The organism is Leeia oryzae DSM 17879 (genome assembly GCF_000376945.1).
Taxonomy (GTDB): domain Bacteria; phylum Pseudomonadota; class Gammaproteobacteria; order Burkholderiales; family Leeiaceae; genus Leeia; species Leeia oryzae.
This window is the reverse complement of the sequence record NZ_AQXU01000018.1, coordinates 93239-106403: the sequence shown is the minus strand read 5'-3', so window position 1 is coordinate 106403 and position 13165 is coordinate 93239. Positions and strand designations below refer to the sequence as shown.

At 58.3% G+C, this 13165-nt stretch carries 14 protein-coding genes; 10 read left to right on the top strand and 4 right to left on the bottom strand.

The genetic code is table 11. The features are described from left to right. Window positions 1-27: 27 nt before the first annotated feature. Window positions 28-1380, bottom strand: a complete 1353-nt coding sequence (xseA, locus tag F552_RS0105425) for an exodeoxyribonuclease VII large subunit (protein ID WP_018150714.1) — start codon at window positions 1378-1380, stop codon at window positions 28-30. Window positions 1381-1925: 545 nt separating this feature from the next. Here xseA and F552_RS0105420 point away from each other — a divergent pair. The 6 genes from F552_RS0105420 to adk all read left to right on the top strand — a co-directional run bounded on the left by F552_RS0105420 (window position 1926) and on the right by adk (window position 5704). Then, window positions 1926-2543, top strand: a complete 618-nt coding sequence (locus F552_RS0105420; RefSeq protein ID WP_018150713.1) for a MotA/TolQ/ExbB proton channel family protein — start codon at window positions 1926-1928, stop codon at window positions 2541-2543. A 12-nt stretch (window positions 2544-2555) separates the two neighbouring features. Continuing rightward, window positions 2556-2978 (top strand): ExbD/TolR family protein, encoded by a 423-nt coding sequence (locus F552_RS0105415; protein WP_018150712.1) that lies wholly within the window; start codon window positions 2556-2558, stop codon window positions 2976-2978. A gap of 4 nt (window positions 2979-2982) precedes the next feature. Next, complete coding sequence (gene lpxK / locus F552_RS0105410; RefSeq protein ID WP_018150711.1) at window positions 2983-3987, top strand: tetraacyldisaccharide 4'-kinase; 1005 nt, start codon at window positions 2983-2985, stop codon at window positions 3985-3987. Beyond that, window positions 3977-4153 carry a Trm112 family protein gene (locus F552_RS0105405; RefSeq protein WP_018150710.1) on the top strand — a complete coding sequence of 59 codons (177 nt, stop codon included), beginning with the start codon at window positions 3977-3979 and terminating at the stop codon, window positions 4151-4153. The genes lpxK and F552_RS0105405 overlap by 11 nt, the downstream gene beginning before the upstream one ends. 3 nt (window positions 4154-4156) lie before the next feature. After that, on the top strand, window positions 4157-4939 hold the full coding sequence (gene kdsB, locus F552_RS0105400; protein ID WP_018150709.1) for a 3-deoxy-manno-octulosonate cytidylyltransferase: 783 nt from the start codon (window positions 4157-4159) through the stop codon (window positions 4937-4939). A gap of 108 nt (window positions 4940-5047) precedes the next feature. Beyond that, window positions 5048-5704: an adenylate kinase gene (gene adk / locus F552_RS0105395; protein WP_018150708.1), complete on the top strand. Its 657-nt coding sequence runs from the start codon at window positions 5048-5050 to the stop codon at window positions 5702-5704. 115 nt (window positions 5705-5819) lie between these two features. Here adk and F552_RS0105390 read toward each other — a convergent pair whose 3' ends face one another. The 3 genes from F552_RS0105390 to F552_RS0105380 form a co-directional block, all read right to left on the bottom strand. Continuing rightward, window positions 5820-6821 (bottom strand): class 1 fructose-bisphosphatase, encoded by a 1002-nt coding sequence (locus tag F552_RS0105390; protein WP_026182415.1) that lies wholly within the window; start codon window positions 6819-6821, stop codon window positions 5820-5822. A 113-nt stretch (window positions 6822-6934) separates the two neighbouring features. After that, entirely contained in the window at window positions 6935-7942 is a 1008-nt protein-coding gene (locus tag F552_RS0105385) for an inorganic phosphate transporter (RefSeq protein ID WP_018150706.1), read from the bottom strand. A gap of 24 nt (window positions 7943-7966) precedes the next feature. Next, window positions 7967-8617: a DUF47 domain-containing protein gene (locus tag F552_RS0105380; protein WP_018150705.1), complete on the bottom strand. Its 651-nt coding sequence runs from the start codon at window positions 8615-8617 to the stop codon at window positions 7967-7969. Between the two features lie 377 nt (window positions 8618-8994). On the opposite strand from F552_RS0105380, the gene purB reads away from it, so the two are divergent. From purB to F552_RS0105355, 4 genes are all read left to right on the top strand, one after another. After that, window positions 8995-10365, top strand: a complete 1371-nt coding sequence (purB, locus tag F552_RS0105370; RefSeq protein WP_018150703.1) for an adenylosuccinate lyase — start codon at window positions 8995-8997, stop codon at window positions 10363-10365. A gap of 157 nt (window positions 10366-10522) precedes the next feature. Next, entirely contained in the window at window positions 10523-11890 is a 1368-nt protein-coding gene (gene pcnB, locus F552_RS0105365; RefSeq protein WP_033374796.1) for a polynucleotide adenylyltransferase PcnB, read from the top strand. 2 nt (window positions 11891-11892) lie between these two features. After that, window positions 11893-12375: a 2-amino-4-hydroxy-6-hydroxymethyldihydropteridine diphosphokinase gene (folK, locus tag F552_RS0105360; protein ID WP_018150701.1), complete on the top strand. Its 483-nt coding sequence runs from the start codon at window positions 11893-11895 to the stop codon at window positions 12373-12375. A 65-nt stretch (window positions 12376-12440) separates the two neighbouring features. Further along, a complete protein-coding gene (locus F552_RS0105355) occupies window positions 12441-13076 on the top strand; it encodes a deoxynucleoside kinase (RefSeq protein WP_018150700.1) in 636 nt (211 codons plus the stop codon). The last annotated feature ends 89 nt before the right edge of the window (window positions 13077-13165 follow it).

Here is a 13165-nt window from a genome sequence, read left to right as displayed (position 1 = left end):
GTCAATTTCATCGGATGATAGGCCAGATTATAACGGCAGCTCGGTCTGAACGGGGGCTGCACGTTTGGCATTCACCTCCAGCTTGCCGCCCTGCAATTGCACGGCCAGCGCTTCACCTGGTGCTACCTGTGCCGGGCTGCGAATGATCTCGCCTTGCAGGTTGGTCACCAGGCTGTAACCGCGCGCCAGTACCGCTGTCGGGTCCAGCCCTTGCAAGCGGTTGGCCAGCCGGTCCAGCTGGTGCTGCCGGGTTTGCATGCGGGTCTGCAGGCCTTGCTTCAAACGGGCTTCGGTCTGGGCCAGACGCCATTGCAGCGGCTGCAGGTCCGGACGAGTTCCTTTCAGGCGCAGCCGGGCTTGCTGTACCCGGTGGCTGGCCAGGTTCACGCGGCGTTCCAGCGCCTGCTGCAACCGGCGTTCCAGCTGGCTCAGCTGTTCTGACTGGCGTGCCAGCCGTTCACCGGGGTGGATCAGCCGGCGCGCCAGCCAGTCCAGTTGCTGCATGCGTTGTTCCATCATCCGCTGCTGGCCGCGCTGCAAACGCTCGCGGGCCTGCAGCAAGCGGTGCCGTAATACCGCGCCGTCGGGCGATACCAGTTCAGCCGCCGCAGTGGGCGTGGCCGCCCGTACATCGGCGGCAAAGTCCGCTATGGTAAAGTCGGTTTCATGGCCAACGCCGCTCACCACCGGAATATCTGACCCGGCAATGGCACGGGCCAGCGCCTCATCATTGAAAGACCACAGGTCCTCAATCGACCCGCCTCCCCGTGCCACAATCAGGACATCCACTTCAGCGCGTGCATTGGCCGTCCGTACCGCTTGTGTCAGTTTGGCCGCTGCGCCGTCGCCTTGCACCGGCGCCGGGTAGATGATGACGGGAATATGCGGGGCACGCCGACGCAGGGCGATCAGGATGTCGCGCAGTGCCGCGGCCTGCGGCGAGGAGATCACCCCAATGGCGGCCGGATGGGTGGGTAACGGGCGCTTGCGCGTGCTCGCAAACAGGCCTTCTGCTGCCAGTTTGGCTTTCAACTGCTCAAACGCCTCAAACAGGCTGCCGCGTCCTGCCCGGCGCATGGTCTCGATGGTCAGCTGGAACTCGCCGCGCGGCACATAAAAACCGACGCTCGCAAACAACTCGACCTGTTCGCCGTTGGCTACCTGCCAGTCTACATACTGCGCCTTGTGGCGGAACATCACGCAGCGGACCTGGGCGGCCGCATCTTTCAGCACAAAATACCAGTGGCCAGACGCTGCGCGTGTCAGGTTGGATATCTCGCCGCTGACCCATAGTGGCGGGAAGGTCTGGTTGAGCAGGTCGCCAACCTGTTGATTGAGCAAGGAAACCGGGATCACCTTGCTGATATATTCATTTTGCATGTGTTTTTGATCAGGTCATCCACATCTTGTCAAGCCTCGAATTTCACGAAGTTTGCAGATGTTCTGGAGAGGCTTGACAAACCTAAGTGTTTGATTGTAAATGTTTTTATAAACTGGTCATTTTGCTGGCAGTTTATAAAATCCCCTTATGCAGCTGGGGGTTAGCGCTGTTTTTCACGGTTTATTCACAAAGTTATCCACAGCTTCTGTGAGTAAACCGCAAAACCCTATGTAGATGATAGGCTTATCGGCTTTTCTTAAAGTCTCAACCTTTAAAATCTAGCATGAAAACCATCGTTGCGAATATTTTTTTATCTGCTATGTCCAGCCCGGGAAACCGGGTCACTGAACTACAGGTCAGCTTCATGCACAGACCCCACCAAAAAACAGTCATTGTGCGATAATACCGGGGCGAGAGAAAATCTCCCCGCTATGGTATGCTCGCAGGTCAATGTCATGTGACGGATCTGCGCATTTGCGCATGCCCTTGCTGATGGTCTGGAAAGCCCGTCAGGCTTGGGTGTCGTTTCGAAAAGGACTTATTTGTGTTACCGATTATTGATGCTGCAGGCTGGCCAATCTGGTTGTTGATCATCGCGTCCATCATCGCGCTTTCCATCATCTTCGAGCGTTTCTGGTCATTGCGGGCCAGCGTGGTCGTACCGCACGGCTTGCTCAAAGAGGTGGTGCAGGATTACCGCCAGGCCGGCGTCAATGAAGCCTTGCTGAAAAAACTGCTGGACCCGCGAGCGCCCCTGATGGCGCGTGTGCTGGCATCCGGCCTGAAAAACGTGGGCAGCTCGCGCGAAGTGATGAAAGAATCCATCGAAGAAGCCGGCCGTGCTGCTTCTCTGGAGCTGGAACGCTTCCTGACCCTGCTGGGCACCATTGCTGCCTTGTCCCCGCTGCTGGGCCTGTTCGGCACCGTGGTCGGCATGATCGAAATCTTCGGTGCGCAAAGCCCGGCTACCGGCAACAACCCGGCCCAGCTGGCGCACGGTATTTCGGTGGCACTGTACAACACTGCTTTCGGGATTATCGTGGCGGTACCGAGCATGGGTTTCTATCGCCACTTCCGTGCCCGTGTCGACCAGCTGCTGGTCGAGATGGAACAGCAAGCCATCAAGCTGGTAGAAATCGTGCACGGCGACCGTCGAAATTAACAGGGAACGGACATGAACTTTCACCGCGGACGGCATCGCGAAGAGCCCGAGATCAACTTTATCCCGCTGATCGACCTGTTGCTGGTCATCCTGATTTTCCTGATGGTGACCACGACCTATTCCCGCTTTGCCGAACTGCAGATTACCCTGCCAACGGCCAAGGATGCGACGCAACCTGCCCAGCAGGAAAAAACCATCAATGTGGCCGTGGATGCCCAGGGTCGTTTCATGCTGGATAACCACCCGCTGACCTTTGGCTCGCCGGACGAACTGGCGACCGAGCTGAAAAAGGCCGCTGGCGATAACAAAGACCCGATCATCGTCATCAATGCCGACGCCAACGCCAAGCACCAGCAGGTGATCGACATCATGGAAGCCGCCAGTGAAGCCGGCTATGGCCAGGTGACGTTCGCAACCCAGACACCCAAAGAGTAAACCGGTGCAGACCCACTGGCTGGAAAACGAATGGCGCCGCCCCACATGGCGGCGTTTTTTCTTGTGGGTGCCGGCGTTACTGTATGCCGCGCTGGTCGCAGTACGTCGCGGGCTTTACCGGCTGGGTGTGCTCAAGTCCCGGCGCCTGCCTGTGCCGGTGGTGGTCATCGGTAATATTCATGTGGGCGGTACCGGTAAAACCCCGCTGACCCTGTATCTGGCGCAAGCCTTGCAAGCTCGCGGCTGGCAGGTCGGCATCGTCAGTCGCGGCTATGGTCGCCAGACGGATGACGTGCGGCAGGTCACGCCAGACGATTTGCCAGCGGTTAGCGGCGATGAACCTTTGCTGATGGCGAAAAGACTGCCCGGTATCCCTGTCTGGGTGGGGCGGGATCGTGTGGCGGCTGGCCAGGCCTTGCTTGCTGCCCGGCCGGACATCAATGTGATTCTCTGTGACGACGGATTGCAGCATTACCGCCTGGCGCGTCAGGTCGAGCTGTGCGTCATGGACGGTACGCGCCAGCAAGTACGCCGCATGTTGCCCCTGGGGCCGCTGCGCGAAAGCTGGCGCCGCTTGCAACAGGTCGACGCCATTGTCTGCAATGGCGCGATGCCATCGGCCGGTTTGCCACGCACGCCGGCGGCTTTTCTGATGCAGTTGCAGCCTCAGGGCTTTTATCCGGTGACCGGGCACGGCGAAGGGGTGGACGCCCGTCACTGGCAAGGCAAGCGTCTGGTGGCGGTAGCGGGCATGGGCAATCCGGCCCGCTTTGAAGCCACACTGGCGTCACTCGGGGTTCACGTACCGGTGCAAGCCTTTCCGGACCATTACGCCTACCGTGCAGAAGACTTGGTGTTTCCGGCGGCAGATGCGGTTTTAATGACCGAAAAAGATGCAGTGAAATGTTCTTCGCTGAATAATGATAAACTATGGGCCTTACGTGTAGAGGCGACAGTATCGCCTGATCTGGTCGCTTTTGTAGAAAGACGCTTGAAAAATGGATGCTAAACTGCTGGAAATTCTGGTGTGCCCGGTGTGCAAAGGCCCACTTGTTTTTGATAAAGCTGCGCAAGAGCTGATTTGCAAGGCAGACCGCCTGGCGTTCCCGGTTCGGGACGGTATTCCGGTGATGCTGGAAGACGAAGCCCGCAGCCTGGCCGCTGAAGAGGAATAAGCGGTGGCAATTGCCTTCACGGTGGTGATTCCGGCCCGGCACGCGTCTACCCGTTTGCCAGGCAAAATGCTGGCCGATCTGGCCGGCGTGCCGATGGTGGTGCGGGTCGCCAGACGTGCGCAGCAAAGCGCTGCCACCCAGGTGGTGATTGCAGCAGACCATGACGAGATTGCGGCGGCTGCCCGCCAGGCTGGCGTGCCGGTGGTGCTGACGGATGTCAGCCATCCGAGCGGGACGGACCGTCTGGCCGAAGCGGCCGATTTGCTGGGCTTGCCGGACGACGCAATTGTGGTTAATGTTCAGGGGGATGAGCCGCTGCTGCCACCGGCATTGATCGACCAGGTGGCAGAGACCCTGGCCCGCCATGAAACGGCCGCCATTGCAACCTTGTGCCACCCGATTCATGACGCTGAAGAATTTTTTAATCCAAATGTGGTGAAAGTGATCTTTGACCACAATGGCCGGGCCATGACCTTCAGTCGTGCGCCCATCCCGTATGCCAGAGATGCCTTTGCACATCGCAAGGACACTTTGCCGGAAGGCTTACCTGCTTACCGGCATATTGGCATATATGCATACCGTGTCAGTTTTTTGCGTGCATACCGGAGCCTCGCGCCGGCTGCCATCGAGCAGTTCGAAGCGCTAGAGCAATTGCGGGCAATGTGGCATGGCTATGGTATTACTGTTGCAGTGGTAGAGACGCCACCGCCCGCCGGTGTGGATACGCCAGAAGATCTTGAGCGTGTCCGTGCCTGGCTGGCCGATAACCCGCCTGCATCAGCATAATAACAATACGAGCTACATGCGGCATTGGTCCGGTGCAGGGGATACACCCGTGCCCGGCCGGTTGCCCGTCAATTTATTACCTACACAGAGAAAACAGAGGATCCGTTCATGAAATTGATTTTGTTAGGTGCGCCGGGCGCAGGTAAAGGGACTCAGGCAAACTACCTGAAAGAAAAATTCGGCATTCCGCAAATTTCCACTGGTGACATGCTGCGTGCAGCGGTCAAGGCCGGCACACCGCTGGGTTTGCAGGCCAAGGCCGTGATGGATGCCGGTCAATTGGTGTCGGATGACATCATTATCGGGTTGGTCAAAGAGCGCATCAAGGAAGCCGATTGTGCCAACGGTTTCCTGTTTGACGGGTTCCCGCGCACCGTGCCACAGGCCGATGCCTTGAAAGCCGCCGGTGTTGCTATTGACTATGTCGTAGAAATCGATGTGCCGGACAGTGAAATTGTCGAGCGCATGTCCGGCCGCCGCGTACATCCGGCATCTGGCCGTACTTACCACGTCAAGTTCAATCCGCCAAAAGTGGCTGGCAAAGACGACCAGACCGGCGAAGACCTGATCCAGCGTGACGACGACCAGGAAGAAACCGTGAAGAAACGCCTGGATGTGTACCACGCCCAGACGGAAGTGCTGGTCGGCTATTATTCTGAGATGGCCAAGAGTGGCGACGCTAGTGCACCGAAGTATGTGAAGGTGGCGGGTGTTGGCCAGGTTGAAAGCATTCGTGATGCCGTGTTTGCGGCACTGGGTGCCTGATCGACCGCAGGCGTACGTGACAGGGCATTCGTCGGTGGGCGGATGACCTGACATAAAAAAATGGCAGCGTACATCACGCTGCCATTTTTTATTTATGCACAAGCCGCTAGAGGCATCAGGCGTTGTGGTGATAACCGGTGATGCGGTCTACTTCTTCTTTGGACCCCAGAAACACGGCTACACGCTGATGCAGGCTCTCCGGCTGGATATCCAGAATGCGCTGGCGGCCGTTGGTGGCCGCACCACCCGCCTGTTCAATGATGAAACTCATCGGGTTGGCTTCATACATCAGGCGCAGCTTGCCGGCTTTTTCCGGTTCACGCGCATCACGCGGGTACATGAAAATGCCGCCACGGGTCAGGATGCGGTGCACATCGGCCACCATGGAGGCGATCCAGCGCATGTTGTAATCTTTGCCCAGGCTGCCGGTGGTGCCAGCCAGCAGCTCAGACACATAGCGGGCCACCGGGATTTCCCAATGGCGCTGATTAGACATGTTGATGGCAAATTCTTTGGTTTGCTCCGGCACCTGCATGTTGTCGTGGGTCAATACGAAAGAGCCCATTTCGCGGTCCAGGGTAAAGCCTTTTACGCCGTTGCCCATGGTCAGGACCAGCATGGTCTGCGGGCCATAGATGGCATAACCGGCAGCTACCTGTTCGGTACCCGGCTGCAGGAATGATTGCTCGTTCGGGGTGGTGGTGCCTTCCGGGCAGCGCAACACCGAGAAAATGGTACCGACTGACACGTTGACGTCAATGTTGCTGGACCCATCCAGCGGATCAAACAGCAGCAGATACGCGCCTTTCGGGTAGTGCCCCGGGATCTGGTAGGCTTCTTCCATTTCTTCGGATGCCATGGCCGCCAGGTGGCCGCCCCATTCGTTGGCTTCCAGCAGGATTTCGTTGGAGATCACATCCAGCTTTTTCTGCGCCTCGCCCTGTACGTTGTCCGTCCCGGCATTGCCCAGTACCCCGCCCAGCGCCCCTTTGGAAACTGCATGGCTGATGGCTTTGCAGGCGCGCGCCACCACTTCGACCAGAAAACGCAGGTCAGCAGGCGTGTTGTGGTCACGGGTTTGTTCGATCAGATAACGGCTCAGGGTAACGCGGGACATGGTCTTCTCCAGATAAACTTCATAGCAGTTTACCTGTTTAACGGACATTTATAAAACAAAACGGCCTGCTGCACAGGCAGACAGGCCGTTTTGACATGGGGGAGTGCGGTTGCCTATGGCAAAATCACCGTCCCCAGTTTCCAGCACAGGGCCGAGACCAGCGCCGAACACGGAATGGTCAGTACCCAGGCCCAGACGATGCGGCCAGCCAGACCCCAGCGCACGGCCGACATGCGGCGGGATGCGCCAACGCCGACAATCGCACCGGTAATGGTGTGGGTGGTAGAGACCGGAATCCCTAGCGAAGTCGCCAGGAAGAGCGTGATCGCACCGGAGGTTTCGGCACAGAAGCCACCCATGGGCTTGAGCTTGGTAATGCCCATGCCCATGGTTTTTACGATGCGCCAGCCACCAAACAGCGTACCCAGACCCATGGCCACCTGGCACGACAGCACCACCCATAGCGGCAGGCCTGCATCGGCAGGTACCACATGGTTGGAGACCAGCAGCAGCAAGATAATACCCATGGTTTTCTGCGCGTCGTTACCGCCGTGACCCAGACTGTACAGGGCCGCAGACACAAATTGCAGCTTGCGGAAGCGCATGTCCACGCTGACCGGGGTCGAGCGCACGCAGAACCAGGTCACGATCACCGACAGGATGATAGCCAGCACCATGCCCAGCAGCGGTGACAGGACGATGGCGCCAGCGGTCTTGATGAAACCGCTGCCGATCAGGGCCGAGAACGAGCCCGTCTTGGCCACGGCTGCACCTGCCAGACCGCCCACCAGTGCGTGGGAAGAACTGGACGGAATGCCGAACCACCAGGTAATGATGTTCCAGGTCAATGCACCCGCCAGGGCGCCGAACACCACCGCATTGTCGACAATGTCCGGGTGAATGGTGCCTTTGCCGATGGTGGCGGCCACTTTGTGGTCGAACACCAGAAACGCAACGAAGTTGAAGAAGGCCGCCCAGATCACCGCCATTTGCGGGCTCAGTACCTGGGTGGACACGATGGTGGCAATCGAGTTGGCCGCATCATGAAACCCGTTCATGAAGTCGAAGGCCAGCGCCAGTGCAACCAGCAGCGTAATAATCAGTAACAGATGAGTATCCATAATCGTGGGATTCGCCCGTCCGGATTAAATGCGTTCCAGCACAATGCTGTGGATCATGTCGGCTGCATCTTCACAGCGGTCAACCGCTGCTTCGTACAGTTCGTACAATTCTTTGGTGGCCAGCAGTGCGCGTGCATCGCTTTCTTCGGCGAACAGGCGGGCGATACCGTTACGGCGAACGCGGTCGGCGTCGTCTTCGATGATCTTCACGTCATGGCAAGCCTTGATGATGCCGTCGGCGTGGGTCATGTCGTTCAGTTTGGACACAGCGTCTTGCAGCTTTTCACAGGCGCGCAGTACGATCTGGCCCAATGCGGCCATTTCCGGCGTGAAATTCTGCACGCCGTAGATGGATGCCTTGACCGGAATCTGTTCAATGATGTCGACCACGTCATCCAGCGCAGTAGCCAGATCCTTGATCTCGCCACGGTCAAACGGAGTGACGAAGGTACGGTGCAAGGCCAGCAGGATGTCACGAGACACGTCATCTGCCTTGCGTTCCAGTGTTTCGATTGCTTCAAAATGTCCTTTGAAACTCGCGGCAGGTTCTGCGCTCATGGCTGCCAGATGCTTGGCGGCTTCAACAACCAGGGCTGCGTGTTGATCAAACCAGGTGAAAAATTTCTCTTCATTTGGAGAGACCTTCGCGATCAGCGTGGTCAGAAAATTGGACATGGGTTGTTCTCCCTTATACAAAAAACATGCGGGCCATCCCTGTCATCAGCAGCCCGCTTCCATCAAATGGCCTCGCTGCCTTGTGTGGCAGGGGGTCAAGCAAAATAAACCATGCCCCGACGGTTTGTCGGGGGGTATTCACACCGCAGCCGGGGCGCCTGCGGCACAGGCATGTCGGATCTGCGGTCGATCGGGACGAATTGTGACAGAAAAATGAAAGAGAATCACGACCTTCCGGCAAACAAAATGCTATTTATTTTCAAATACATGCTGATGTCGTTGGAAATGGAAAAAGTTGGTCTTCAATGGCATGACGCTGGGTAGAAATGCCGTCATCGTGATAAAATGTTTCATTTTGTGATTCTGGCTGATAAAACATGGACTTGACGCACTTGACCGCCCTTTCCCCGCTGGATGGCCGCTACCGCAAACAGGTAGAAAAACTGGCCCCGCTTTTTTCCGAGTTTGGCCTGATGCACCGCCGCGTGCAGGTGGAAGTCGAGTGGCTGAAAGCGCTGGCAGCACACCCGGCCATCGGCGAAGTAAAGCCGTTTTCTGCGGCCACCATTACCCAACTGGACCAGCTGACCGCCGGCTTCTCCATCGCCCAGGCAGAACGCGTGAAGGCGATCGAATCGGTGACCAACCATGACGTCAAGGCCATCGAATACTTCCTGAAGGAAACCTTCAAGGACAACCCTGAAATCCAGGCGGCGAGCGAATTCATCCATTTTGCCTGTACCTCGGAAGACATCAATAACCTGTCCCATGCCCTGATGCTGAAAGCCGGGCGCGAGCAAGTGGTATTACCGGCACTGGACGGGATCATCAACCGCCTGAAGGAACTGGCGCACCAGCTGGCCGATTTGCCGATGCTGTCGCGTACCCACGGCCAGACCGCCAGCCCGACCACACTGGGCAAGGAAGTCGCCAACGTGGTGTATCGCTTACAACGCCAGCGCGAACAGATCGCAGCGGTACCGATGCTGGGCAAGATCAACGGGGCCGTCGGTAACTACAATGCGCACCTGTCGGCTTATCCGGATGTGGATTGGGAGGCATTTGCCCAGCAGTTCATCGAATCACTGGGGCTGGCATTTAACCCGTACACCATCCAGATCGAGCCGCATGACTACATGGCTGAGTTGTATGATGCCATGGTCCGTGCCAACACCATCCTGATCGACCTGGACCGCGATGTGTGGGGCTATATTTCTCTTGGTTACTTCAAGCAGAAAGTGGTCGCTGGCGAAGTCGGCAGTTCGACCATGCCGCACAAGGTCAACCCGATCGACTTTGAAAACTCCGAAGGTAACCTGGGCGTGGCCAATGCCTTGCTGACCCATATGGCACAAAAGCTGCCGGTGTCCCGCTGGCAGCGTGACCTGACGGATTCGACCGTATTGCGGAACATGGGTGTGGCGCTGGGTTATACGGTACTGGGCCTGTCTGCGCTGATGCGTGGCCTGAACAAGCTGGAAGCCAACCCTGGCAAACTGGCGGCTGATCTGGATGCTGCATGGGAAGTGCTGGCCGAGCCGATCCAGACCGTGATGCGTCGCTACGGCATTGAAAACCCGTACGAACAGCTCAAGGCCCTGACCCGTGGTCAGGATGGCATTACCAAAACCACCCTGGCTGCCTTCATTGACGGCCTGGCGATTCCTGCGGACGAAAAAGTACGCCTGCTGGCCCTGACTCCGGGGACTTACACGGGCAAGGCCGCGGAACTGGCCAAGCGCATTTAAGGCTAAGATGTGATACCGGGCATGCAGTCTGCCGCACGGGCAGGTTTCATGCCCGTTTGCCACCGCGACAGCGAAAGAGGTACAAGACTGGCGCAGTGGCAAACGAACCGTCTATATTAATCAATAACAATACCAAACAAGAATACAGAATAGATCGATGATTCGAAAACTGATACGACGGGTTCTCCGGCTACCAACCTTGCCGCATGGCGGGGCGCAGGCATTACCGCTGAAAAAGCATGGCGTGACACGGGAGCAGATCAGTCCGGCTGCCTTGAAAGTGACCGACAAGTTGCAGGCCGCCGGCTATACCGCGCTGGTCGTGGGCGGTGCCGTACGGGATCTGCTGCTGGGCCGTGACCCCAAAGATTACGATGTCGCCACCAATGCTACCCCTGAAGAAGTGCAGCGTGTGTTTGGCCGCAGGGCCCGCATCATTGGCCGGCGTTTTCGCATTGTGCACGTGCCGTTTGGCCCGGAAATCATCGAGGTCACCACGTTCCGCGGGGACACGCACGACTCGCATACCGATGAGGAAACCGGCCGTATCCTGCGGGATAACGTCTGGGGCGACCAGGAGCAGGATGCCCGCCGCCGTGACTTTACCGCCAATGCCCTGTATTACGATCCGAGCAAACAGGTGGTGTATGACTACCACCACGGCTTGCAGGATCTGGAAAAACGTCAGCTGGTCATGATTGGCGACCCGGAGCGTCGCTACCGGGAAGACCCGGTACGCATGCTGCGCGCCGTGCGTTTGTCTGCCAAGCTTGGCCTGAAGATCGAAAAGGGGACCGATGCCCCGATTGCCACACTGATCCCGCTGCTGGACGACGTACCGCAAGCGCGCCTGTTTGACGAGCTGACCAAGATGCTGGTATCCGGCGCGGCCAGTGCCTGTCTGGAGGCGTTGTACGAATCCGGTCTGTACAAGGCGGTGATGCCGCAACTGGGTCGGGTCATGGCCTCTCCGGCGGACCGTGCCTTCCTGAAAACCGCCATGCAGGCAACGGATGACCGCATTACCGCTGGCAAGCCGGTGAACCCGGCGTTCCAGCTGGCCGCCTTGTTGTGGCCGCAGGTACAACGCCGCTGGGAGCAGCTGCAAGGCAGCGGCCAGAGCAGTATCCAGGCCATCATGAATGCCATCGAAGACGTGCTGGACCAGAACCGTGGCCTGGCACCCGCCCGCTTGTCGGGCACCATGCGCGAAATCTGGTCGCTGCAACCCCGCTTCGAGGGCAGGGTTGGACGCAAGCCATTCCGCCTGCTGGAGCACCCGCGGTTCCGTGCCTCTTATGACTTCCTGCTGCTTCGTGCCACGGAAGACGAGTCATTGGCCGAGCTGGCTGACTGGTGGACGAAGTTCCAGGAAGCAGACGCCGCTGAACAGACGAAAATGCTGCAGCCGGAACGCACAGACCCGGCCAAGAAGAAACGTCGCCGTCGCCGTCGCAAACCGGCCGGTGAAGAGGGCGGGCCGGATAGCGCGGCTGACAATATGGATGATGGCGGGGACGAATAACCGTGCCTACCGCGTATGTCGCGCTGGGGGGGAATCTGGGGGACCCGGTCGCGCAGATGCAGCGCGCCCTGGCCGCGCTGGCACAGCATCCTGATGTCAGTTCGGTGACCTGTTCCGGTTTTTATCGCACGGCCCCGGTGGGTTACGATAACCAGCCCGACTTCATCAATGCCGTGGCGCGTGTGCAAACCAGTCTGCCGGCCATGGACTTGCTGCAACTGCTGTTTGCGCTGGAGTTTGAAGGTGGCCGCGAGCGCAGTTTTGCCAATGCGCCGCGCACGCTGGATCTGGACCTGCTGCTGTACGATGAGCTCGTCTCCACTGATCCGGTCATGATCCTGCCGCACCCGCGCATGCACGAACGCGCCTTTGTCTTGCAGCCCCTGGCCGAAATTGCGCCGGAAATGGTCTTGCCCGGTCATGGCCCACTTGATCCTTTGCTGCGGGCCTGTCAAGATCAGCGTATTGAACGCTTGGCAGATTAACGCTGCTGCTGATGTCGTAACTGTATCCTGTGGTTTCCATAACGTGTTGCAGATAGGGGTGACGCATGTTGCGCCAGTATCGTTACATTGTGGTCGAAGGACCTTGCGGTGTCGGCAAGACAGCACTGGCCAAACGCCTGGCCGAGCATACCGGCAGCCGTCTGCTGCTGGACCAGACGGCTGAAAATCCGTTCCTGCCCCGGTTTTATGCCGATACCACCCGCTACGCCCTGCCGACCCAGATGGCGTTTCTGTTCCAGCGCATCCGGCATCTGGAGCCGCTGGCCCAGCCGGACCTGTTCGATACTGGACTGGTCACGGACTTCATGCTGGACAAAGACGCCTTGTATGCTGAGCTGCTGCTGAGCAACGAAGAGTACGAGCTCTACCACACCCTGTTCCAGAAGCTGGCCCCCAATATTCCCCGTCCGGATCTGGTGATTTCGCTGCAGGCCTCGCCCAACTGGCTGGTCGAGCATGTCAGAAAGCACGCTTATCCCCATCTGCCGCAAATCCCGGATGGCCTGATCAAGCGTCTGGCCCAGCGCTACAGCAGTTTCTTTTACCGGTATGCAGCTGCACCGGTGCTGATGGTGAATGTCGAGCATTTAGACCTTGAATCCGAAGAGGATTTTGCGTTATTGTTGCGTCGCGTCAACACCATGCGTGGTACCCGAGAGTTCTTCAACAAAGGCGACTGACGGGTTTTATGATGACGGGTCCAAGCCCGTGCCGCAGATCCGGCACGGACGACCTGGCGCAGGTTCTCCATGCTGGCTACCCCCGGAAC

What these genes read in the sequence shown, in the direction of transcription:
- adk (WP_018150708.1), top strand. Translation starts at nt 5,048, where the DNA reads ATGAAATTGATTTTGTTAGGTGCGCCGGGCGCAGGTAAAGGGACTCAG.
- pcnB (WP_033374796.1), top strand. Translation starts at nt 10,523, where the DNA reads ATGATTCGAAAACTGATACGACGGGTTCTCCGGCTACCAACCTTGCCG.
- F552_RS0105380 (WP_018150705.1), bottom strand. Translation starts at nt 8,617, where the DNA reads ATGTCCAATTTTCTGACCACGCTGATCGCGAAGGTCTCTCCAAATGAA.
- F552_RS0105415 (WP_018150712.1), top strand. Translation starts at nt 2,556, where the DNA reads ATGAACTTTCACCGCGGACGGCATCGCGAAGAGCCCGAGATCAACTTT.
- xseA (WP_018150714.1), bottom strand. Translation starts at nt 1,380, where the DNA reads ATGCAAAATGAATATATCAGCAAGGTGATCCCGGTTTCCTTGCTCAAT.
- F552_RS0105385 (WP_018150706.1), bottom strand. Translation starts at nt 7,942, where the DNA reads ATGGATACTCATCTGTTACTGATTATTACGCTGCTGGTTGCACTGGCG.
- purB (WP_018150703.1), top strand. Translation starts at nt 8,995, where the DNA reads ATGGACTTGACGCACTTGACCGCCCTTTCCCCGCTGGATGGCCGCTAC.
- F552_RS0105405 (WP_018150710.1), top strand. Translation starts at nt 3,977, where the DNA reads ATGGATGCTAAACTGCTGGAAATTCTGGTGTGCCCGGTGTGCAAAGGC.
- F552_RS0105355 (WP_018150700.1), top strand. Translation starts at nt 12,441, where the DNA reads ATGTTGCGCCAGTATCGTTACATTGTGGTCGAAGGACCTTGCGGTGTC.
- F552_RS0105390 (WP_026182415.1), bottom strand. Translation starts at nt 6,821, where the DNA reads ATGTCCCGCGTTACCCTGAGCCGTTATCTGATCGAACAAACCCGTGAC.